Annotated in this window: 11 protein-coding genes; 1 reads left to right on the forward strand and 10 read right to left on the reverse strand. The window is 70.0% G+C overall.

Translation table 11 applies throughout. The annotated features are described in order from the left end of the window. The first annotated feature begins 71 nt into the window (after positions 1-71). Positions 72-821 (forward strand): 4'-phosphopantetheinyl transferase superfamily protein, encoded by a 750-nt coding sequence (locus ABZ477_RS02550; protein ID WP_360127349.1) that lies wholly within the window; start codon positions 72-74, stop codon positions 819-821. Here ABZ477_RS02550 and ABZ477_RS02555 read toward each other — a convergent pair. From ABZ477_RS02555 to ABZ477_RS02600, 10 genes are all read right to left on the reverse strand, one after another. Next, the gene (locus ABZ477_RS02555) at positions 757-1,530 is read right to left on the reverse strand and encodes an alpha/beta fold hydrolase (protein ID WP_360127352.1); all 774 of its coding nucleotides are present in this window, start codon (positions 1,528-1,530) and stop codon (positions 757-759) included. The genes ABZ477_RS02550 and ABZ477_RS02555 overlap by 65 nt on opposite strands. Next, positions 1,527-5,015 (reverse strand): amino acid adenylation domain-containing protein, encoded by a 3,489-nt coding sequence (locus tag ABZ477_RS02560; protein ID WP_360127355.1) that lies wholly within the window; start codon positions 5,013-5,015, stop codon positions 1,527-1,529. Before ABZ477_RS02560 ends, ABZ477_RS02555 begins: the two co-directional genes overlap by 4 nt. Next, positions 5,012-9,697, reverse strand: coding sequence for an amino acid adenylation domain-containing protein (locus ABZ477_RS02565; RefSeq protein ID WP_360127358.1), 4,686 nt, complete (start codon positions 9,695-9,697; stop codon positions 5,012-5,014). The genes ABZ477_RS02560 and ABZ477_RS02565 overlap by 4 nt, the downstream gene beginning before the upstream one ends. Continuing rightward, entirely contained in the window at positions 9,697-14,418 is a 4,722-nt protein-coding gene (locus ABZ477_RS02570; RefSeq protein WP_360127361.1) for an amino acid adenylation domain-containing protein, read from the reverse strand. Before ABZ477_RS02570 ends, ABZ477_RS02565 begins: the two co-directional genes overlap by 1 nt. Further along, positions 14,415-17,660: an amino acid adenylation domain-containing protein gene (locus ABZ477_RS02575; RefSeq protein WP_360127364.1), complete on the reverse strand. Its 3,246-nt coding sequence runs from the start codon at positions 17,658-17,660 to the stop codon at positions 14,415-14,417. The genes ABZ477_RS02570 and ABZ477_RS02575 overlap by 4 nt, the downstream gene beginning before the upstream one ends. Beyond that, complete coding sequence (locus ABZ477_RS02580; RefSeq protein WP_360127367.1) at positions 17,657-18,409, reverse strand: hypothetical protein; 753 nt, start codon at positions 18,407-18,409, stop codon at positions 17,657-17,659. The genes ABZ477_RS02575 and ABZ477_RS02580 overlap by 4 nt, the downstream gene beginning before the upstream one ends. Position 18,410: 1 nt before the next feature. Continuing rightward, on the reverse strand, positions 18,411-19,718 hold the full coding sequence (locus ABZ477_RS02585; RefSeq protein ID WP_360127370.1) for a hypothetical protein: 1,308 nt from the start codon (positions 19,716-19,718) through the stop codon (positions 18,411-18,413). 21 nt (positions 19,719-19,739) lie between these two features. Beyond that, positions 19,740-20,456, reverse strand: coding sequence for a hypothetical protein (locus ABZ477_RS02590; RefSeq protein WP_360127373.1), 717 nt, complete (start codon positions 20,454-20,456; stop codon positions 19,740-19,742). Positions 20,457-20,888: 432 nt separating this feature from the next. Further along, a complete protein-coding gene (locus ABZ477_RS02595; RefSeq protein ID WP_360127376.1) occupies positions 20,889-21,764 on the reverse strand; it encodes a hypothetical protein in 876 nt (291 codons plus the stop codon). Positions 21,765-21,876: 112 nt separating this feature from the next. Further along, a complete protein-coding gene (locus tag ABZ477_RS02600; RefSeq protein ID WP_360127379.1) occupies positions 21,877-24,324 on the reverse strand; it encodes a hypothetical protein in 2,448 nt (815 codons plus the stop codon). Positions 24,325-24,353 lie beyond the last annotated feature (29 nt).

Here is a 24,353-nt window from a genome sequence, read left to right on the forward strand (position 1 = left end):
GGCGTGACCTTGCGACCTCCCGTCCGCGAGGTCCACGATCGTGCTGTGGACGCGGGCTCGGATCACCGCCGGTGAGTGCGTGGCACGTGCTCGCCGGTCCGCTGGCTCTGCGCGCGGGCACCGTCGATGTCGTGCTCGCACCGCTCTCCCACCGCCTCGACGATGAGAGCCTGCTCGACGCCGGCGAGCTGCGGCGTGCTGACCGTCTTCGCCGCACCGCCGACCGTGCACTGTTCGTGGCGACGCACGCGACGCGACGGCGCGTGCTCTCCTCGATGCTGGGCTGCGGTCCGGCGGAGGTCGTCATCACGACGGAGCCCGGGGGCAAGCCGCACCTGGCCGAGGACACCGGTGTCGTGTTCAACGACAGCGGCTGCGCGGACGCGGTCGTCGTGGCCGCCACCGTCGCCGCGCGCGGCGACGTACGCCTGGGCGCGGATCTTGAGCTGCCCGATCCCGGGCTGGACGTGCACGACCTGCTGCCGGTGGTCTGTGCGCCGGCAGAGGAGCGGGTGCTCCGCGAGACGCCGGCAAGCCTGCTGCCGGAGCGTTTCCTGCGTCTGTTCACGACGAAGGAGGCGCTGCTCAAGGCGGTCGGCGTGGGACTCACGATCGAGGTGCGGGAGGTCGTGCTCGACGTCGCCGGCGACCTCCGGCCCGTCGCGCTGCCTGCGCAGCTGGGGCACCCGCACTCGTGGTGGATCCGCGCGTGCGAGCCGCCCACCGGCCACGTGGTCATTGTCGCGGCGCACGGGTTCACGCGCGCCCCGGAGCTTCGCTGCTGGCTCCAGCCGAGCGGATCGCCCGCGCCAGGATCGTGAGGAACGGCACGGGATCGGTCAGGGGGAAGAAATGGCCCCCGGGCAGGGTCTCGACGGTGCAGCCGGCGGTCGTGTGGCGCGCCCACTCCGCTGCCTCGAACGGGAGGACTTCTCGATCGGCCCGGCCGGCGAGCACGAGGAGCGGCACGGGCGATGTGGGTCCCGGACGGTACTCGTACCGCTCGCTGATCCGGAAGTCGGCGCGGAGGGCGGGGAGGAGCAGATCCATCAGCTCATCGTCGTCGAGCACCGCCTGCGGCGTCCCCTCGAGCTCACTCAGCGCGCGCAGGAAGTCAGCACGGGGAAGGTGATGCACATGGGCATGCCGGGAAGGCAGGTGCGGCGCCCCCCGTCCCGAGACGACGAGCTGGAGGGGAGGCGTGCCGCCGGCGACGAGGCGGCGGCTGAGCTCGAACCCGGCGATGGCCCCGAGGCTGTGCCCGTAGATCACGAGCGGGCGGTCGGACAGGGCGTCCGCATGCGCGAGGAGCAATCGCTCCACGTATTCGTCGACGCTGGCCAGCGGAGGCTCGCGGATACGGCCGCCTCGCGCCGGCAGGTCGACGTCGACCACCTCGACGTCGGCGGGCAGCGCGGCGTGCCACCCGACGCTGATGGCCGAGCTGCCGCCCGCGTGCGGCAGCACGAGCAGTCGCAGACGACAGGACGGGTTCGGCCGGCGGATCGTCAGCGGGAGCGCACGCATCATAGGCGCGGCGACCGGCGTCGGTACGCCTCGCGATCGATCCGCGGGATGCGAGTCGTCGCAGGGGGCTCAGCCTCGATCCCCACCCCGTCGGCGCCGGCGCCCAGCGCGGTCGCGAGGCCGCGGATGGTCGGATGCTCGAACAGCAGCGGAAGGGGAATCGGACGAGCGAGCGCCTGGCGAGCACGCGAGACCACCTTGATGGCAAGCAGGCTGTGACCTCCCAGATCGACGAAGAAGTCGTCGTCCCGCCCGATCTCGGCGATGCCGAGCACCTCGCGCCAGATCGACCCCAGGAGCGTCTCGGTCGCGCCTTCGGGCGGGTCCCCGGCGCGGTGGCCCACACCCGCAGGGGCCGTGCGCGCCACGGCCTCCCGGTCGATCTTGCCGCTCGCCGTGCGCGGCAGGGCGTCTCGCGCCACGAACTGCTGCGGCACCATCGCCGACGGCACGAGCCCCGCGGTGTGCTCGCGCAGCATGCGGGCGTCCAGCTCGTCGTCCAGCGGTTCGTACCACGCCACGAGGCGCGACTCCGCGCCGCCGACGTCCCGCACCGCCACGCCGCCGACCCGGGGATGCGCCGCTATCGCCGCTTCCACCTCGTCGAGCTCGATCCGCACGCCGCGCACTTTGACCTGGCGGTCACGGCGCCCGAGCAGCTCGATGAGCCCGTCACCGCGCAGAACGGCGCGGTCGCCCGTGCGGAAGGCGCGGACACCTCCCGCAGAGTGATCGGGATGCAGGCGCACGAGGCGTTCCGGCTCGACACCGTCGAGGTATCCGTGCATCAGGCCCGCACCGGCGACGATCAGCTCCCCCGGCACCCCTGCCGGGACCAGCTGGTCGAGTTCGTCCACGATCCAGACGCGGACATTGTCGATCGGCCGGCCGATCGGCACCCGCCCCGAGGACAGGTCGATCGCCGAGGAGTCGCATATCGTCGCATCCCACACCTCCGAGGTCCCGTAGAGATTGAGGAGGGTTGCACCGGGCATCTCCCTGCGGAATCGGTCGTGCAGCTCGACCGGCAGGACCTCGCCGCTGGAGACCCACATGTCCAGTCGCGGCAGCCGAGTGCGCAGATCGCCCACGTGGTCGAGGAGAGCCCGCAGGAGGGACGGCACGAGCCAGAGCCTCGTCACGCCGCGTCCGCCGAGCCGATCCACGAGACTGTCGAGGTCGGCCGCACCGCCCTGCGGCACGATCACGGTGGGCACGCCCCGGAGAAGCCCGCCGAAGATCTCCCAGATCGAGTCGACGAAGCCGATCGACGTCGTCATGGCCCCCACTTCGCCCGGCTTCCAGGGGTATTCGCGCCACATCCAGTGCAGCCGGTTCAGGATCTGCCCGTGGGGTGCCGCGACGCCCTTGGGCCGGCCCGTCGAACCGGAGGTGAACAGCACGTACGCACGGTCGCTCGCGGCAGCCGGCGTCACCTCAGGCCGGCGGGTACGACCGGACCTTCGCCAGACGGCGTCCAGGTCGACGCGCGGCACGCCCTCGGGCACGCCGTCGTCCGGCGCGCCGTCTCGCTCATCGTCGTGTGGCCGCGCACGGGTCCCGGCATCCGCACTCGTGAGCACGAGCGACGCGCCCGCAGCGGCCAGCATCGCGTCGATCCGCCTGCGCGGCAGGTCGACGTCGAGAGGCAGCCATGCCGCACCGGCCATCAGGACACCCAGCACCGCCGCCACGGCCTCTGCCGATCGGGCGATCTCGAGTCCGACGACATCGCCCGACCCGATGCCGCGGGTATGAAGCGCGGCGGCGACGCGGGCCGCGCGCGACGCCAGAGCGGCGTACGTGACCCGTCCGGCCTCGGTCAGCAGAGCCGTGTCGCCGGGGTTCTGCTCGACACGCTCGTCGAACATCTCGATGAGGCCGCGGTGCCACGGGTGGCGGATCCCCGTGGTGTTGATCCGCTGCCACTCGTCCGCGACCGCCGCAGGTGGCGCCAGCGGGAGCCGCCCGACGGCGGTGTCCGGCTCGGAGACGGCGGCTCGCAGGAGATGGACGAACCGGTCCGCGAGCGCCTCGATCGTGGCCGCGTCGAAGAGGGACGTCCGGTACTCGATCTGACCGCCGATACCCGTCTCCGTGTCGAAGAGCACGACGGCGAGGTCGTAGATCGACGTGGCCCGCCGCGCGTCGAAGACGGCTTGCGCGGCCTGCTGCGGATCGACCGTCGGGGCGTTGTTGACCTGGAACACGACCTGGATCAGCGCACTGCGGCTCGGATCGCGCGCCGGGCGCAGGGCGTCGACGACGACCTCGAACGGCACGTCCTGGTGATCGAAGGCGTCGAGGGCCGTATCCCGCACGTCACGCAGCAGTTCGCGAAAGGATGCGCCCGGGTCGGTGCGGACGCGCAGGACCAGTGTGTTCAGGAAGAACCCCATCAGCGGTTCCCACTCGGGCCGCCGGCGGTTCGCGACATATGTGCCGATGGGCAGATCGCGTTCGCCGCTCCAGCGCGACATCACCGCCGCGAAGGCGGCGAGGGCGGTGATGAAGGTCGTGGTGTGCTCGGCCGCGCCGAAGCGTCGGATCTGGGCGGCGAGCACCGCGTCGATGGTGAAGTCGTGACATGCTCCGTCGTCCCGCTGCACGGGTGGCCGGGGACGGTCGGTGGGCAGCTCGAGGGTGGGAAGCTCACGCAGCTGCTCGCGCCAGAAGTCCACCTGCTCCGTGAGCCCCGTCGTGGAAAGCCAGTCCTGCTGCCACCGTGCGAAGTCGGCATAGCTGACGGGCAGCGGAGGCAGAGCGACCGGTTCAGCCACGGCGCGGCCCAGGTAGAACGCCGTCAGCTCCCGGCCGAAGATGCCCATCGACCACCCGTCGACCGCTATGTGATGGAAGTAGCAGGCGAGGACGTGCTCGAACGCGCTGATGCGCAGGAGCGTGGCCCGGATCACCGGCCCCGTCGCGAGGTCGAACGGCCGCTTCGCCTCACGCTCCACGAACTGCTGCAGCTCCACGTGGGCGACGGCAGGCGGAAGGACGCTCAGATCGACGAGCGGCACGTCGAGCGGACCGGCGGCGTCCACGATCTGACGCGGTTCGCCCTGGACTTCGAGGTACCGCGTCCGGAGCACGGCATGCCGTGCCACGACGTCCGACAGCGCGCCTCGCATGGCCTCCGGATCGAATGCCCCGGCGATGGGGGTGACCAGTTCGACGTTCAGGGCTGCGCTGGACGGGTTCAGCTGGTGGAGCAGCCAGAGACGCCGCTGCGACGCGGAGAGCGGCGCACCGGGCCGGTCGTCAGCCCGCTCCGGTACGGCAACGGGATGCTCCGACTCACCGGCGGGCGAGCGTTCGGCCGCGCTCGCGCGGATGGCGGGCGGCGGTTCGGGGGGTGCGTCCTGGATGAGGTCGCGCGGATCGTCGACCTGCGCCTCCTCGCGGCGCGCCGCGATCAGGGCGCGGAGGAGTTCGCGCCGCTGCGCGGGATCGGCTCCGCCGGTCAGGTCCGCAAGCTCGCTCATCCTCTCTCCGATCCGTCCGCCTGCTGGCCGAGGAGGCGCAGCAGCATCGCATCCACTTCGTCATCGCTCAGCTCGTCGACGTCGACCAGCGCGGTGTCATCGGCATCCTTCGGCGCTGTCCTGGACTGTGCGACCCCGTCGCGCCCCTCGTCCGCGGCCAGCCGCTCGAGCTCGGCCGCCAGCGCGCCGAGTCGGGCATGCTCGAACACGGCCCGGAGCGGAAGGTCGATGTCGGTCCGGGTGCGCACCCTCGCGGCGACCTGGGTGGCGAGCAGCGAGTTGCCCCCGAGGTCAGCGAAGAAGTCGTCCTCGAGGCCGACGGCGTCGACGCCGAGCACGGAGGACCACACCGCGGCGAGCATCCGTTCGGTGCCGGTCGAGGGAGCGAGATACCCCGCGCTCATGCGTCGCACGGTCTCGTCCGGATCGGGCAGCGACGCCGTGTCGATCTTGCCGTTCGCCCCGATGGGCAGGGAGTCGACGAGCACGTATGCCGCAGGCTGCATGAAATCCGGCAGCAGGGACGCGGTGTGAGCGCGCAGCTCCGGGACCAGGCGGCGCAGGAAGGTGGCGCGCGGGGGATCCGTGGTGAGAACCTCGGCCGTCGTGATCGGGATGCGCGGGAACGTCGCGGGCTCCGCCGCCGCGGTCGGATCGTCGAGGCGGACATCGAAGGTCTCGGTCTCGTGCCCGGGGGTCCAGCCGAGCGTCGCCCGGTAGCCGAGCCGCTCCGCCAGCTCCCACACGTCTTCCGGATCGACGCCCGTCACCGGCATCAGCGCCCTGCGCACGTCGCCGACCAGCGCACCCGGTGCCGCTTCCCGCAGAGCTGCGGCGAGCGCGCGGTCCGCCGCCAGCCGGGCGTTCGGGACGTCGCCCACCCACACCGACGCGGGGTGATGCGACACGAGGTGCCGCTCCAGCTGATCCAGGAAGGCGTTCGGCTCCTCCACCGGCGGGGTCCATCGGTCCGGCGGGACCGCGGCTCGTCGGGACGCGTCCTGACGGCCGGCCGGGGTGTGGAGAGTCACGTCGCAGCGGTACTGCGTGAGCTCGGAGGCGGCGCGCCCGCGCTTCTGCTCCACGGTCACCTGCGAGGCCGCGCCGCGGTCGAGCCATCGCGCGAACAGCTCGGGCGCGACCACGAGCTCGTGATCCAGCTCGAGACCGGTCGTGGCGCGCCGTTGGAGCACGTCGACCGTGAGGTCGTCCGGCGCATGGTGGTGGGCGACGGCGAGGTGGAACGTCCGCAGCAGCGGAAGCGCCCGCACGTCGCCGATGAACACGCGCCCCCCGGGTGAGGTGGCCTGCAGCGCGCAGCCGATCACCCGTTCGAGGTACTCCCGCGAGGGGAAGTACTGCACGACGGAATTGAGGACGACGACGTCGAAGTCGCCACCCATCCTTCGGATCGCCTCCTCGTCGTCCGCGGCCGCGCAGGCGAGCTCGATCCGCCCGCTCGCCGGTCCCAGCGAGTCGAGGTGCGCGCGCACGTGCTCGACGGCCGCCTCGGAGAAGTCGGTGCCGGCGTAGTGATCCACATACGGGGCGAGGCGGAAGGCGAGCAGTCCCAGACCGCACCCGATCTCGAGCACCCGACGAGGTCCGCCGCGCAGGATCCGTGCGACCGTGGCGTCGACCTGTTCGCGCATGATCCTGGGGTCGAGCGGCTCATTCGTGAGCGAGCTCACCCACCCGGCGATGTCGAAGGTGGGATCCTCCGCAGGTCGGTCCGAGTAGAGGACCCGGTCGTAGTACTCGTGCCAGTGGTCCACCACCGTGCCGGCGGCATCGCGCCCACCTGCCTCGCCCTCGGGCCGCGGTCGGACATATGCCACAAGACGCGGATCGCCGGTGGGATACCGACGCGCGTCGACGACCACCTGCTCGACCAGCGGGTGGGCGGCGACCGCAGCCTCCACTTCGGCGAGCTCGATCCGGAAGCCCCGGACCTTGACCTGCCGGTCGATGCGCCCGAGGAACTCGAGCTGGCCGTCGGGGCGACTGCGCACGCGATCGCCGGTGCGGTACATCATCGCGCCGGCCCGGACGGACCACGGATCGGGGACGAAGCGGGCGGCCGTCAGGTCGGGGCGGCCGATGTACCCGAGCGCGACGCCGTCACCGCCCACCCACAGCTCGCCGGGCACGCCGGCGGGCACGAGCCGGAGACGCTCGTCCAGGACCCGCGCCGTGGAGTTGGCGAGCGGGCGCCCGATCGGCACGAGGCGCCGGTCACGGGGCGCGGAACGCAGCGTGGCCGTGGTCGAGAAGGCCGAGTTCTCGGTCGGGCCGTAGGCGTGGATGAACGTGTCGGGCCCGCCCGCTTCGAACAGCCGGTCGGCGTGCGCCGGCGTGAACGCCGAACCGCCCGTGACGAGCACCCGCAGGTCGCGGAACGCGTCCGGGCGTGCCGCCAGAGTCGCATCGAAGAGCGACGTCGTGAGGAACAGGACGGTGATCCCCGATGACCGGATGCTGTCGACCAGGCGATCGGGCGACAGCAGCGTGGCGTGATCGATCACCTCGAGTCGCGCACCGGCGGTGAGCGCCCCCCACACCTCGTAGGTGGACGCGTCGAACGACACGTTGGATGCGAAGGCGACGACGTCGTCGGGTCGCACGGCGAAGTCCCCTGGATCCGTCACGAGCCGGCAGATCCCGCGGTGCGGCACGAGGATCCCCTTGGGGGTGCCGGTGGAACCTGACGTGTACATGGCGTAGGCGGGGTCGTCCGGCTGTCGCTCGACCGACGGGAGGCGAGCCTGGGTGCCCGGATGGCGTCGTGCGCGCCGTCCACTCGGGTCGACGGTGAGAAGCGGGACCCCGAGCGCGCCGAACCGCTCGCGGTGCGCCTCGGCCGTGATGACGACGCGGGGCGCGGCATCCGCGAGCATGAGTCGCAGGCGGTCGTCGGGGTACGCCGGATCCAGCGGGAGGTATGCGCCTCCCGCGCGCAGCACGCCGAGCTCCGCCACCACGAGTTCGATCCCGCGATCGAGGCCGACGCCGACGAGGTCTCCCGGCACCATCCCGGCATCGAGGAGGTCGAGGTGCGTGGAAGCGGCTCGATCGATGAGATCGCCGAACGTGAGGGCGCGTGAACCCTCCACGATCGCCGGAGCCTCGAGCCGCTGCGCAGCCTGGCGTTCGACGAGCCGGGCCACGCCCCCGCCTGTGCCATAGGGGACCACCGGCCCCGTGCCCGCGGCGACCACGAGCTCGAGGGCAGCGGGATCGAGCAGCTGGAGGTCGTCCAGCGGTGCGTCCGGATCGTCGAGTCCACCGTCCAGCACAGCGATCCAGAGCGCGAGCCACCTTTCGGCGGTGTCCCGCAGGACGATGTCCGTGCTGTATTCGAACTGTCCGACGATGCCCTCGGCGGCGTCCCACGTGTCGAGTCGGAGGTCGAACTTGGAAGTGCCGCGTTCGACCGGGGCCAGCGCTCCCCCGCCTTCGTCACGACGGGGAGCACCGGAGGGCGCGGTGGCCGTCGTCGGCGCCACCTGGAAGTGCTGGGCCACGACCTGGACGATCGGGTTGCGGGCGAGGTCGCGATCGGGGCGGAGGTGGTGCACGAGCTGGTCGAACGGCAGGTCCTGGTGCACCGAGGCTTCCAGGGTGACATCTCGGACGCGTCGCACGAGCTCGCGCAACGACGGCTCCCCGGATGTCGAGGTGCGCAGGATCAGGGTGTTGACGAAGAATCCGACGATGCCCTCGAGTTCGGGCCGATCCCGGTTGGCCACCGGCGCGCCGACGACGACGTCCTCGGTGCCGCCCAGGCGTCCCAGAACCCACACGAACGCCGCAAGAAGCACCATGAATGTCGTGGCGCCCTCCTCCGCCGCCAGGGCTCGGACGCGATGAGTGACGTGCGGCGGCAGTCGCACCGGGATGAACGCCCCTCGATAGGATGCGACGTCCGGGCGCAGCAGGTCTGTCGGGAGCTGGAGTTCCCGCATGCCGGAGAGCCGTGCTTCCCAGTGCCCGAGCTCGTCCTCGAGCCGGGCCCCCGACATCCAGCCTCGCTGCCAGGCGGCGAAGTCGGCGTACTCGATCGGGAGCGGAGCGAGATCCGGCTCGACGCCGCGCATCTCGGCTTCATAGCAGGCCCACAGCTCGCGGGTGATGACCCCGATGGACCATCCGTCGCACACGATGTGGTGGATGACGAGGAGCAGCACATGGTCGACGTCGTCCAGCGTGATCAGCGTGGCTCGAACGAGCGGCCCGGAGCCGAGGTCGAACGGGGTCCGCGCGCGCTCGGCGATCAGGCGTTCCGCCTCGCCGGCGCGATCCGTCGGCGGCGACCGGCGGAGGTCCACTCGCTCGATCGGAACCGCTGCGGTCGGCGCGATCGACTGGTGCGGCTGACCATCGCTCTCGACGAACGAGGCGCGCAGCTGGTCATGCCGCTGCGCCAATCGCTCCAGGGCGCGTTCCAGCGCATCCGCGTCGATGGCGCCCGGGATCGGGATCGTGATGTCGCAGTTGTAGAACGGGTTGCCGGGCGCGAGCCGGTCGAGAAACCACAGGCGTTCCTGGGCGAAGGACAGGCGAGCACGCGGATCCGTTCGCCGGGGGATGCGCGCCTCACCGGTTCGCCCGAGCAGCCGGTCCAGGAGCGCCTGGCGATCGCCCTCCGACGCGTCCCGGCGCTCCTCATCATCCCGCGTCATCACACGTCCCCCCGTCGTGCGCTCATCGGTGTCTCCGCCGCTCCTGCCATCGGCGCGACCAGCGCCGCCGCCACTTCGTCATCCGTCAAGGACCGCACGCGCCAGGCGACGGTCGCGATCTGCTCGACCTCGGGGATGGTCGCCCGCAGGCGCTCAGCCATCTGCGCCACGGTCGGCGCGTCGAAGACGAGCCGCAACGGCACGTCCGTTCCGAACAGGGTGCGGATGCGGGCGATCAGCTGCGTGGCGAGGAGCGAGTGGCCGCCGAGCTCGGCGAAGAACTGATCCGTCGCACCGACGCGAGGTTCGCCGAGCACGTCCGACCACAGGTCCGCCAGCACCGACTCGAGCGGACCCGACGGTGCGACGAAACCCCTGTCGGATCGCGCAGCCCCGGGCATCGGAAGCGACGCGCGGTCGAGTTTGCCGTTGGGGCGGCGGGGAAGCTCGCGCAGGAGCACGAACCGATTGGGCACCATCGACGCCGGGAGCCGCTCGACCGCGTGGGTGCGCAGCTCGCGCGCGAGGTCGGCCGTCTGCTGCGCTCGTATGGGGTCCGTCGTCAGTGCCGCTTCCCCCGCGGCACGGCTCGCCCTCCCCCGCCTGGCCACCTGCACGCTCGGCCAGACGGGGCGCACGCCCCCCGTGGGCCACGTGATCAGATCGAAGGCACCGTCGTCGCCGTCCGCGGCGAGGGCGAGATCGGCCTCCCGACCCGCATCCCGTGCGAGGCGCAGCGCCTGACCGGGTTCGATCGGGTGGCCTGTCCCCTGCTCCGTGCGCACGGCGATCGCCCGCCGGACCGCTGCGACGTCATCGTCGGCGAGGAGGTCGAGGGAGCGCTCCGCATGCGTCCATCCGGCCACCTGGGGATTCGGGATGCCTGTCACCACGATCGGTCCCGGCGCGGTGGCCAGGCGCTCGGCGAGCAGCGGGAGCGAGCCCACACGGTGATACTCCACCACGGCGGCATCGGGTGGTCGGGGGTCTTCGGGCGCGGGACCCCCTCCCAGGACGACGTCGTACCGGAAGGCGGTCATCTCGCTCGCGACCGCGGCGGCCTTGGGACGGACCGACTCGATGTGACAGCGATCGCGCAGCCCGGGGTCGACAGCGAAGAACGTCGGGTCGATCACGAGTTCGCGCTCATCGTGGCTCCGGCGACGGACCTCTGCGCTGAGGGCGCTCACCCGGACCCCGTCGGGCGCCCCAGGAAGCAGCAGAGAGACGTGGAACGTGTCGAGGAGGCGGAGGCTGCGCACATCGCCGACGAACACATGTCCGCCGGGCAGCAGCCGGTCGAACGCCGCCGCGAGCACGCCCGAGAGGTACGCGGCGCTCGGGAAGTACTGGACGACGGAGTTCAGGATCACGAGATCGAACCCGCCCTCGTCGAGCTCGTGCAGCTCGTCGGCGCGCAGCTGTCGTGTGCGCAGCATCCTCATACCCGCGCCGGCCGCAGCGAGACGGGCGATCGCGTCGGACGAGAAGTCCACGGCGAGGTAGTCGTCGCACGACGGCGCCACCCGAAGTGCCACCAGGCCGGTCCCGGCACCCACGTCGAGCACTCGCCGCGGGCGCAGCGCGAGGATGCGTTCGACCGTCTCCTCGAGCCACGACCGCATGGCGTCCTCTCCGATGGGTGCGTGGTCGTAGCTGCTCTCCCAGCCGACGGTGTCGAACCGATCGTCGGCGGTGGGGTTGGGCCGCCGATAGACGTCGCCGTACAGGTCGAGCCACTGGTCGACGCGCCCCAGCTCGACGGCCGAGGCGGGGGCGGCCACCGCTGTCGCCGCGGCGCGGTCCGCATCGCCGTCGCGGTCGGGGCGAGCAGCGGGGACGACGAAGGCCACGAGGGAAGAGCTGCCACCGCCGGCCGCCTCCTCCGCGACCACGACGGCCTCCGCCACGTGGGGATGCTCCGCGAGCGCTCGCTCGATGTCGCCCGGTTCGATCCGATGCCCGCGGATCTTCAACTGGTGGTCGATCCGCCCCAGCAGCTCGAGGGCCCCGTCGAACCGGGGACGGGCGAGGTCGCCCGTGCGGAATCGGCGGCGTGGCGGGTGTCCGCTGAACCTGCTCGACTCGACAGGGTCGTCCGCGACGTACCCGTGCGCGACCCCGACTCCCTCCAGATGCAGCTCACCGGTGAATCCGATGGGCACCGGCAAGCCGTCCGCCCCCACGACCTCCGCGCGCATGCCGTCGATCGCGTGGCCGATGGGGACGCGTTGGCGATCGATGTCGTCCGCCCCGCACACCCAGTACGTCGCATCGATGGTCGCCTCGGTCGGGCCGTAGAGATTCACCAGCTCAGCCCGCGTGCGGTCGAGCACGTCGCGCACGAGCTCGGGTGGCAGCGGCTCACCGCCGCAGAACACGCGCCGGAGCGCGGTGGCCCGCCCGAATTGCGGCTCATCCACCACGAGACGGAGCAGCGAGGGCACGAACTGCACGACCGTGATGCCGTGCAGCGTCAGCGACTCGCAGATCGAGCGCGCATCCGCCGCGTGCTCGCCGCGGTGGATCACGACGCGAGCGCCCGCGATGAGCGGGGCCCAGATCTCCCACACGGAGGCATCGAAATGCGTCGGCGTCCGCTGAAGCACCCGGTCGTCGCCGTTCAGCGGAAAGCGTCGCTGCATCCACGACATGTGATTCACGATCGAGCGGTGGGTTATCCGCGCGCCCTTGGGCCTGCCCGTGCTTCCGCTGGTGAACAGCACGTAGGCCGGGTCGTCGGCACCGTGCACCGCGTCGATGCGTCCCGCCGCGGCATCCGTTCCATCGCCGATGGGGAGCACGACGACAGCGGACGCCTCGGAGATGCCGTCATCGGCGAGCATCACGCGCACGGACGCATCGGCGAGCATGCGTGAACGTCGGATCTCGGGGAGTTCGGGGTCGAGGGGCAGGTAGGCGGCACCCGCCCGGAGGACGCCGAGGAAGGCGACGATCTGCGCGACCGAGCGATCGAGCCGCACTCCGACGATGTCACCGGCACCGATGTCGGCATCGCGGAGCCTGCAGGCGGTGGCCCAGGCCCAGCGGTCGATCTGCTCGTAGGTCCAGGTCCGGTCATCGTCCACGACGGCCACCGCGTGGGGCGCAGTCTGCACGACCACGTCGACCATCCCGTCGAGCGTCGCCGGGACGGCGGCCAGGTCGATGCCCACCTGCGACGGGATCGGGTCCGGCGTGGAGGAGTCGGCCCCCGTCGGGTCGGCCGCACTCGGGTCCGACATGTACGCGTGGCCTGCCGCATCCGGATCCACCAGCCGCAGGCTGTCGATCGCGAGGTCGGGGCGGGCGACCATGTCGCCCAGCAGGCAGGCGTACGAGTCGGCGAGACTCTCGACCGTCGCCCGTTCGAAGAGGTCCGTGCTGTACTGCACCATCCCGATGAACGAGCCCGTCGTCTCCCACAGACTGAGCGCGAGGTCGACGATGGAGGTGCCCGGCGCGGGATCCAGCTCCACTGCGCCGTCGTCAGGGAGCGCCCCCGTCGCCGTCGGAGCGTTCTGGAGCTGCATCGTCACCTGCGCGAGCGGATTGCGGCTCAGGTCGCGCTGCGGCTCCAGCTGGTCGACCAGCTGTTCGAAGGGCAGGTCCTGGTGCGCATATGCGCCGAGTGTGGTGTCGCGCACACGGGCGATGAGATCGCGCCCCGTGACGTTGCCTTCGGCGCGCACGCGGACGGCGAGCGAGTTGACGAAGAACCCGATCAGCGGCTCGAGCTGGGCTTCCGTCCGGTTGGCGATGGGCACGCCGACGACGATGTCGTCCTGTCGGCTCGCGCGGTGCAGGAGCGCGACGAACCCTGCGAGCAGGACCATGAACGGCGTCGCGCCCACGTCGGCCGCGTGTCGCCGCACGGCGTGCGACAGATCACGCGGCAGGCGGATCTGCAGGTTCGCGCCGCGGAACGTCGGCATCGGCGGGCGGGCGCGGTCGGTCGGCAGGTCGAGTCTGGGAAGGTCACGCAGCTCTCGTCGCCAGTACGCGAGGTGCGACTCGAGCACGTCACCGGTGAGGTGCCGCCGCTGCCACTCGGCGAAGTCGGCGTACTGGATCTCCAGGTCCGGCAGAGGCGAGGGCCGGCCCAGCACGTATGCGCCGTAGAGCAGCATCAGCTCGCGGAGGAACACCCCCATCGACCAGCCGTCGGAGACGATGTGGTGCATCGTCAGCAGCAGGCTGTCCGCCGCGTCCGTGCGCACCAGGCGGGTGCGCAGCAACGGACCGGTCGCGAGCTCGAACGGCCGTCGCGACTCCCTGCTCGCCTCCTCGCGCAGGGTGCGCTGCTGCTCATCGGCGGCGAGATCTCGGAGGTCGAGCTCGTCCAAAGGGATCCGCAGCTCCGGAAGGACCAGCTGGACGGGCTCGCCGTCGACCGCCGGGAAGACGGTCCGGAGCGACTCGTGCCGCCGGACGATCTCGTTCACGGCGCGCTCGAGCGTGCGCGGGTCGACGATCGCGCCGAGGGGCAGCACGGCCGGGATGTTGTAGAAGGGGTTGCGGGGAACGAGCTGGTCCAGGAACCAGAGGCGCTGCTGCGCGAACGAGAGTCGGGCGGGTGCGGTGGCGAGGCGGGGCCGGATGCGCTGGCTCGTGGCCGCCCGCGCGGCCCGGTCGAGACGTGCTCGCAACGCCTCGCGCTGCTCCGGCCGCAGCGCGGCGCGGCGCGCCGCGAGCTCGTCGCGCGCCTCGTCGATCGTCATCCCTGCACAGCCCCTCCCTCGAGCGATTCGATCTCCGTGAGCAGGATGTCCTCGATCGCAGCCGCCATGCCCGCCACGGTCGGATGTTCGAACAGAGTGCGCAGCGGCAGTTCGATCTCGAACGCGCTCCGCAGTCGCGCGACCAGCCGGGTGCCCAGCAGCGAGTGCCCGCCGAGGTCGGCGAAGAAGTCGTCGTGCACCGACACCGCAGGGCGATCGAGCACATCCGCGAAGAGTGCTGCCACGGCCTCCTCCAGCTCGGTGCGCGGCGGCTCGGCCTCGCGCCCGCTCGTGGTCGTCCTCGCCAGCAGGGCGAGCCGGGTCCGATCGACCTTGCCGTTGGCGGTCAACGGCACCTCGTCGAGGATGTGGATGCGCGAGGGCACCGCGTGAGGGGGCAGATGCTGCTCGAGGTGACGTCGCAGCCCGGCGGGATCTGCGCCCGCCTCGCCGTCTCGGACGACGACGAAGCCGTGGAGCGTCCGGCCGTCGACCCCGTCCACGGCCTCCACGACCGCCTGGCGCACCGACGGGACGGCCAGCAGGGCGGCCTCGACCCCGGCGGGCTCGATCCGGAAGCCGCGCACCTTCACCTGCCGGTCGATCCGCCCGATGAACTGCAGGCTGCCGTCGCGCAGGAACCGGACGAGGTCGCCTGTGCGATAGAGGCGCGGAGCGCGGATGTGCTCGAACGGGCCGGCCACGAACGCGTCGGCCGCAGCCTCGGGGTCGCCGACGTAGCCGCGCGCGAGCCCGACGCCTCCGATCCACAGTTCGCCGGGGACGCCGATCGGCACGGGCCTGCGGCGCGCGTCCAGAACGTGGACGGTCGTGCCGCCGATGGGCCGCCCGATCGGCACGTCGTCGGGCACCTGCGCAGGATCGGTCATCACGTGGCAGCACGTGAAGGTCGTGTTCTCGGTCGGCCCGTAGCCGTCGATCACTTCTCGCGCGCCGGGGACCTCGAGGACCCGCCGGACATGCGCAGCCGACAGCACATCACCGCCGGCGAGAACCGTGCTGACGCCGGCGAAGGCCTGGAGCTCCTCGTCGACCATCTGATGGAAGAGACCGGCGGTCATCCAGAGGGTGTCGACATCGTGGCGCACGATCGTCTCGGCGAGCTCGGCCAGCGACGGCCCGGCGGGCTGGACGGCGAGCGTGCCGCCGTTCGTCAGAGGCCCCCACAGCTCGAGCGTGGATGCGTCGAAGGCCACCGGGGATGCGTGGAGCATCGTCTCGCCGGGCACGAACCGATGGAAGCGATTCTCCCGGACGAGGCGGCTCACGGCGGCGTGTGTCACGGCCACCCCCTTGGGCACGCCCGTCGACCCCGAAGTGAACGACACGTACGCGAGATCCTCGTCGGTCGCGCCGCGCCTGCGGCTCGGCCGTGACGCGGATCCGCGCCGCGGATCGGCGATCTCGAGCACCTCGGCCCGGGTGGAAGCGCATGCAGCGCGGCCGGCCGCGTCGGCGAGGACGATGGAGGCGCCGGCCCGCTCCACGAGATCGGCCACCCGCGCAGGGGGATCGTGTGGGTCGATGCCGACGTAGGCACCGCCTGCTTTCCACACCGCGAGCAGGGCGACCACGAGAGCCGGCGACCGGTCGGCGACCACGGCGACGCAGCCGTCACGGTGCACCCCGGCGCGGACGAGCCGGTGGGCCAGCCGATTCGCGCGTGCCTCCACCTCGCCATAGGTCAGCGGGGCGGCGCCGGTGCACGTGATGGCGATCGCCGCCGGGTCGCGATCGACCCACTGCTCGAACAGCTCATGGACGAGCGGATGCCCCGGTGGCCCGCTGCCGGTCGCGTTCCACGCGTCGAGCTGTGCCAGTTCGTCGTCGGAGAGCAGCGACACCCCGTCGATGTGCGCATCCGCGTCCGTGACCACCGCGTCGAGCAGGTGCTCGAACCGCACCACGAGCTGCTCGATTGTCGCCGCGTCGAAGAGAGCCGTCGCATAGGTGGCGCGCCCGTGCAGCCGCCCGCCGTGCCACCACATCTCGATCGCGAGATCGTAGTTCGTGGTCCGGCGTTCGGTCTCCGCGATCCCGCCGGTCGACGCCGTCGCCGCCGCGCCGTCAGCGATCGTCCTGGCCGCCTCGGCACCCTCGGCGCTCTCGTGGAGCTGGAAGGTCACCTGGAACAGCGGGTGGTGACTCACGTCCCGGTCGACCCCGACGGCTTCGACGATCCGCTCGAACGGAACGTCTCCGTGCGCGAATCCGCCCAGAACCGCGGTCCGCGTGCGTGCGAGCAGGTCGGCGAACGTGGGATTTCCGGACAGATCCACCCGGATCGGCAGGATGTTGACGAAGAAGCCGATCAGAAGCTCCAGCTCCGGGAGCTCCCGACCCGCCGTGGGCACGCCGACGACGACGTCGTCCTGCGGACCCACGCGGTGCGCCAGCGCGGCGAACGCGGCGAGGAGCACGACGAACGGTGTGCATTGATGACGCCGGGCGATCTCGCCGATCGAGTTCGAGAGTCCGGCGTCGAACCGCCAGCGGTGCGTCGCACCCGCGAGCGCGGGGACGTTGGAGCGCGGTCGATCGAAAGGCAGACGAATGGGCTCGGCGCCGAGGAGATGCCTCCGCCAGTGCTCGATCCCGACGCCGTCCGGGTCGGCGAGCTGCTCCTCCTGCCACACGGCGTAGTCGCAGTACTGAAGAGGGAGATCGGGCAGGTCCGCGGGGCGACCGGTCACGACGGCGGTGTACGCGGCGGTCACCTCGCGCAGCAGCACCCCCATGGACCACGCATCGGCGATGATGTGGTGCACCGTCAGCGCGAGCAGGTGCTGTGCGGGCGACAGGACGTGGAGGGTGATTCGCGCGAGCGGGGCCGCCGAAAGATCGAACGGGGTTGCGGCGTCGTCCGCTGCCTCTCGCAGCGCGTCATCCCTGGCGTCCGCAGCTCCGCGGTGATCGCACACGCGCAGCTGGAGGCGGGAGCTGTCGTGCACGATCTGGACCGGCACGCCGTCCCGCTCGTCGAACCCGGTGCGCAGCGTGTCGTGCCGTGACGCCACGGCGTGCACGGCGACGGCGAGTGCTTCGGCATCGACGGGCGCGTCGATCGGAAACGCGGCGTGGATGTTGTAGGCGGCGTTCCCGGGCAGCAGCCGGTCCACGAACCATAGTCTCTGCTGGGCGAACGAGGTGGGGAACTCGAACACGTCGTCTTCGACGGCCCCGCGGAGCAGGTCGTCGCCGGAGGACTCCTCCAGCCTCACGATCCGGCCGCCTTCAGCGCGACGCACCGCCCGGCGCCGGACGGGGTCCGTTCGTACACGTACCCCTCGACCTGCGGTTCGGCGGCCCCGGCCGGCCGCACCCGCAGCCCGCTCTGGATGGACGAGACGACGCCGTCGCGGGCGAACAGCTTGAGCATCGCGGGCCCATGCGTCTCGAGTTCGGGCGGGACGCGCACATCGACCCGCCCGACCGAGCCCCGGGCGTTGCGCGTCAGCGCGATCGTGGGCGCTTCGAGGTCGCGGGCGGCCGTGACGCGGCGGGGCGCAGCGGTGATCCAGTCGTCGAGCGCCGCCGCGATCGCGGTCACGTCGACCGGCATGACGGACAGATTGGCGAGCAGAATCGTCACGTTCGCGCGCGCGAACGCTATGGCTCGTCGCCCGGGCGCGGTGAAGGCGATGTCGCCGATCGCTTCGTCCGATTCGAGCACCATCGGCGATTCGAAGTTCGCCAGGGCGGCGGCGAGCGCCTCGTGCGCACCTTCGCGGTCGCGGTGCTCGACGAAGTCCACGCGCAGCGCGGGACCGCCGACGTCGCGCGCACCGCTCCACAGCGAGGTCGAGGCCCGCCGTCCGACCGGCTGCGTGCGCGACCGGAGCAGCTGCACCGCACCCAGCCGGTCGGGTGGGATGAACACATCGTGCACATGCAGGTCGCGGGCCAGCCGATTGGATCCGGCCCAGGCGTCGAACCGATACCGTCGCTTGGCGTCCTCGAGCGTCCCCACTTCACGCCACCTTCCGGCGTCGACGATCGACAGGTCGGGCCACGCACACCTGAGCCGATGACGGTGCTGCGAGCAGATCGCGATAGTCCCCCGACCCGGCCTCGCCGAATCGGATGTCGACGGGCACGGAGGTGGTCGGCGCGCCGAAGGGCCCGGGCGACGGGTCCACCACGCGGACGCACGCGTCGAACACGTGGTCGTCGTCACCGCAGGCGCCTTCCCACGCCACCTCGTGATAGGTGAACCCCAGTCCCCATCCGCACGGGCTCTGGTACGGCCCGGTGCCGATGGCCTGGATCGGGTTCGTCTCGAAGGGCGGATCGAGCATCCCCATCCGTGACTGCCAGAGGTCGCAGCCCACGAGATTGGCCAGTGTCGACACCATCGTGGCGCAGTCCGTGCAGTTGACATAGCGCCCGTTCCCGACACCGCCGTCGATCCGGTCGAGGAACGCCGTGAGGTCGAAGTGGTCCGCGCCGAACGCGGAGGCGTACATCGTCAATGCGCCGATCGGACAGCCGTACTCGAACAGGGCAGGTCCGAGACTGTTGAGCGCACCCGCTATAGCGCTGGCCGCCGCCGCCGGAGTCGTCGCACCGTCCGCCCATCGGCAGGCCACGTCGAGCGCATCCGCCCACGGGAGCTGGGTGTTCAGCGGCGATGCCGGCTGGTCCAGCCACGGTGCCGTCGGCGCGGCGAGGATGACATAGGCGCGATGCTCCGTGACCGCCAGGTCGGACCAGCCGGCCGACGCATCCGTGCGGGCCTGCCAGCGCCAGACGAGGTCGGTGACGCCGACCCCGCGACCCTGCAGGCTGTTCTGGTCCAGCGGCAGCAGGACCGTCACCTCGGTGTCGCCGGGAGGAAAGACCACCGTCGCGGGACGCAGCGGACCGAGCGGGCTGAGCTGAACCCGTCGACTGGCCTGCCAGGCGTCGTAGTAGCGCTGATACAGGACGGCCGACGTGTACTCCGCGACCGACGTGAACCACGTTCCCGCCGGCCAGAGCAGCTGTGGTGCGAGCAGCGACACGGGCGGCAGGGGTGAGCCCCCGACCGGCGGCGCGAGCGCACGCACCTCGAACCGCACGGGATCCGCCGGGGCCCGACCCAGCGTCACGGCGATCACGGGCGGTCTCGCGCCGAGGTCCTGCAGCGAATAGCACACCGGTGAGTCGGCGGGCGTCTGCGACCGCCCGGCCTGCCATTCCGGCCAATCGATCGGCGTCGATGCGTCACGGCGGAGCGTGACGACGCCGTCAGTGCGCGTCGGAGCGACGTTGAAGGTGATGGATCGAACGGTGAGCACAGGTCACCCGCCCAATCACGTTCAGCGCCCGGGCTTGCGCGCCGGCTGTCGTCCCGTGCCGGCGCGTCCGCTCGGCGGCTTCTTGGCCGTGCGTGGCGGCGCCTTGACGTCGCTGCGGGGTGCTGGCTCGCCGACCGAGGCGTCAGCGCCCTCCCCGGCCCCCGGCCACAGCAGCGAGTCGTCCGCAACCGTGCGCTGCACGCGCGCCTTGGGTGCGCTCGAGGCGGTGCGATGAGCTTCTCGACGAAGCTCCTGGCGCACGCCCAGCTCCTGCTGCAGCACCGATGCGAGATCCTTGTAGTAGTCGTCGACCGCGTCGGCGATCTCCACGTTCGCCGCATCCGACGACTGCGCCACGGTTCCCAGAGCCGCGAGATAGGCACCTTGCGCGTCGGACACAGCGGTGGCCACCGCCGCATTCGCGGCTCGCAGCGAATCGGTGTACGCCTCGGTGGCCGTCCGCAGCTGTTCACCCGCGGCCGGGTCCTGCGCGGCGGCAGCGGCCGCCCGGACGAGTTCTTCGTAGCGCTGCGCGCAGGCGATCACCGCCGGGGCTCGGCCGAGTTCGGCGAGCTGCGCCGTCCATTGCTGCTGGGCCGTGACGAGCTCATCGACCACGGATTGGTTCGCATCCTCGATGCGCCGGACAAGAGAGGCGTGCGCCTCCGCCGCAAGGTCCGCTCCGACTCCATCGCCCCCCGCTGCAATGCCCGCGGTGTGGGAATTCACCGTCGACACGGTCCGACCTCCTCCGCTGTCGCCTACACCCCCTGGACGGATGCTACCGATGCGCCGCGAGGGTGTCGAGAGACCTCCACGACCGGCCCGATGCGCACGCGAACGCCCCGCCGACGCGTCGAGCCGCGGAGCTCCGCCCCCTCAGCAGGAACCCCGCGTGGATCAGGCGGTGTGTCGGCAGAAACGAGAAAAGGCGCCCCCGCGGGGCGCCTTTTCTCGATTTGGTGGACCTGAGGGGACTCGAACCCCTGACCCCCTGCTGGGTCCCTCGGCGTGTCGCGAGGGTATCGATCTGGGATCATTCGGTTCAAGTTCGCCGGTATTTTCGCTGATCAGTGTAGATTTTTGAGCGATGTGTGGCTGTCTTCGCTCATGATACTACGCGCGGCTGGAGGCGTGTGAAGTGGCCCGTTTCTGGCCCCCCTGCGAGCTTCAAGAGAGCGCCGAGGTCGGCCTCGGGAAAATGATCTCTGCGATCGGCCGCGTGCCGGCCGCCAGCTCTGCCTCGAGCTCGTCAAGCTCGCGGCGGGTCAGGATGCCAGTGAGCTCGATTGCTCCCTCAAATCCGATGCGCGTTCCCGCGCGGCCAATAGCTTCGTTCAAGGCAGCGACGGCGACGTCCCTCAACTGACCCGCGAAACGTGCGAAACGTATCGCTCTCCATGCCTTCTCGGGGTCCAGGAGGTCCTCAGACAACGTGCCGCGGCCGACCCAACCGATCCCTCGCGTACCGCGAAGCACAATCTCGTTCGACATTCGCCTGTGCGTTCCGAAGTCGAATCCAGAATCAGCTCCGTGCTCACCAAGGACGAAACTGGATGCCACCTTGAAATCCGCATCCTCGGCGCGAATCAGCCCGAGCGCAGCATCAACGGTGTGCCGCAGCGTCTTCGGCAGAGCGGCCACGATCAGCTGCTTCCCATCGCGTTGAGGTTCGGACGCCCCAGACGATGATGAAGGTCGGCCGTTGCCCGCCCCCAGATACGCGTACCGACCCCATCGGCGAACTACGCGTTCAGCGTCGACGATCTCAACTCGGAATGCCGAAGGCTTCGACTCCGAGGCTGATGGATGCGCGAAGTACTGCAGTTCAAGGTGGAGGTTGCCGTCGACCAAGTGCCAGAGAGCACTGTCAACGTAGTCGCGCACCGAGTCAGCGAGCCTCCAATGCCTGTAGGAATGCGACGGGAGCGCATCGTGAATAAGCTTCGCCACGTCCGGATCGCCTGACGCCACGCGCGCTCCAAAGCCGTCGTTCTCATTATGGCCGTATGGCATCGCGCTCGTGCGTAGGTCCTGCAGCATCATGTGCTCGCCGGGGCCTGGATACGGGCGCTCCTCAGTGCGCCGTGATGACTTCGTCCACCGCCGGCGAAGCACATGGGGCTCCTCGACTCTGACCAAACCTTCAAATGGTTCCCTAGTCATCGCCGCTCGATTCGTCTTGGTCGTCCGGCTTGTCTTCAGACCCACTCGCGCGGCGGAACATCGCGATCTGATCGGCGATCATGTTGGCTTTGTGACCCAGGTTTGCATCCGCCGGCAGAAAGTCGACGAGGTACTCGGCGATGAACAACGCATATAGGTCGTCATGCACGCCATAACCTTCGGGCGCCAAAGCCGACACAATCGGGCTCGCATGCGGACGCCAACGGCTCCCGTCCCAGGTCCTTTGCGCAGATCCGATTTGGCGCTCTCTGAAGAGACGCTCAAGCGCAATAGAGCGCCTGCTTCGCTCGATACCGCCGACCGTCATCGCGAACGTGTTGTCAATGTAGGACGCCGCGGTCAACAGCAGGTCGGCCACCTGGGGTTTGTCTGTCAAGAGTAGGTCCCACATCTGCTTCACCTCTGGCCAGATCCCACTTCCGTCGAGCTCAAACATCAGCAAGGCATAGCCTGCGAGATCCATCGCCGTGATGATGGGCTCCATCGCATAAATCAGGCGCGTTCTAAGCTCCTGCGACTCAAGGTCAGACATAACGCGCGTCCGCGCGGTGTCCATCTCCAGCAGAGCGGCACGATACATGTCGAGGCCGCGAACGTTGTCGCCGGCTAGGATTGCGCGAAAGGCTCCATCAACCACGAATTGATACAGCTGGCCATAGAGATCAGGCTCGTGCGGCTCGAACCTGACCCGTCGCAGTTCTGGTAACAGGCCGGCGAGCTTCGCGAGCATTGCAGTGTGCGCGTCCGCCGGGTCAACCTGTGGCGGAGTCCGGACCGGCCACACGGGAACGCTCGCGTTCGAGTTCCTATAGGTCTCGAGCCTTTGCTGCGCAGTTCGAATAGTCGGCTGATGCGCCTCAATCTTGCTGAGAAGCTCCAGTGACGCCATCCCCGTTACCGCGGCGAGATCATGCCTGCCCAGTCCAACGAACTGAGTGACCTGGTCAGTAGTCCGACGTTCCACTTCGAGTAGCACACCAGCCTCCGTCGCGAGCAAGGCCTCAGCCATGCTTCTTGCGGCAAAGTGATCCACCCACCATCGGGGGGTGACGCGGCGGCCCTCGATCACCGTTTCGCGCCCGATGGCTACCGAGAAGTTCTCCAACATCTGTCGCGTCGTTGTGGGCAGGTTGCCGCGATAAAGCGCGTCGGGGTCCGAAAGCGCTGAGTCGACCTCGGCCGAAAGATCGCGACTCAGAATCGAACGGGCCGCGTACTCGAGACCCAGCACCATCTTTGTCAGTGGAAGCACGAGGCTTTGAGCTGCAGCCATCTGATTGACCCTGACTTGATGGTCAGCGGCGTCAACATCGGCAACTTGGGGAGTCGTGGCGACCCCCAGAATCACCCCATCCCACGCGGCTTCGACAGCAAGCGCCTCGTCGATCTGGAGTCGGGCGGTGAGATTCGCAACGAGATCCGCGACCGACTCCATCAGCCCCAATGCGTTGGCGCCACCTTGAGCTTGGAAGCCGACAGCCAGACTCCGCTTGAGCAGACGCACGACGCTGTTCTCGAACCACATGTAGTCGGGCTGAAGGTCGGGTGGGTAGGTGACTGACGTGTTGAGAGCCATTTCTAGCCGGCTGTGATCGATGGTCAGCCAATTGCGATAGGTGGGTACCCGTTCCCACCAATTGCTGTCCGTCGGAATCGTATACTTCCACGACGAGTAGTAGCTCAGCATGTTCAGCAACTGACGTGTGAGGGCCATCGACCCCGTGGCGTTGCGGAAGTCGGGATGATCTGAGAGGTCTACGAGGTGCCGGAATGAAGCGAGAGCCCCGTAAACCTTGTAGTGCGCCTCCGTCTGGCGGTGCGATAGCGCGCGAGTGCGGGGACCGGTTGCATCTCGGATTCCACGGGCAATATCGGCTAGGAGCTGCGCCGACAATTTGGACGGATCAAAGTAGTCGAATAGACGCTTGGTGAGGACTACAAGTCCCACAGCGGCGAACGCAGCGAGGAGTCCGACACCGAGAAGAGTCAGTCCGGTTACTGCCCACCCCAGGACGCCAGCAATAAGGACGACGATGCTCGTCGTAATCGCCAAGATCACGATCTTCAGGTACGCCTCGCCACTGCGTTCCGCGATAAAGAGGTCGCGGACGTCTCCCGGAACGGATCGATAGATTGTGGAGGCGATAACACCGACGGTGGCGTAATAGAGTCCGAGAAGCGTTGCACCGATGCCAAGCGCCCCGCCGACCAGTGCCGACACGGTTTCCTGAAGCGCGGCCGCGGGAGGCTCAAGAAAGGCCGACCACGAGCCACCTTGGGTCATCAGCGACAGCAACACCGCGAGGCCCTCAAGCGCTGCAACCAGGACGAGCGCAATTGCAAGCGTGCCGAGGCTCCTGACCACAATGCGCCACCCGGCCCTGGCGCCGACACGTTCGCTTGCGAGCCAACGTCGCATGCGCGCGACTGCCCTCGACCATCGCTGCG

This window comes from Microbacterium sp. NPDC019599, assembly GCF_040632175.1.
Lineage (GTDB): Bacteria > Actinomycetota > Actinomycetes > Actinomycetales > Microbacteriaceae > Microbacterium.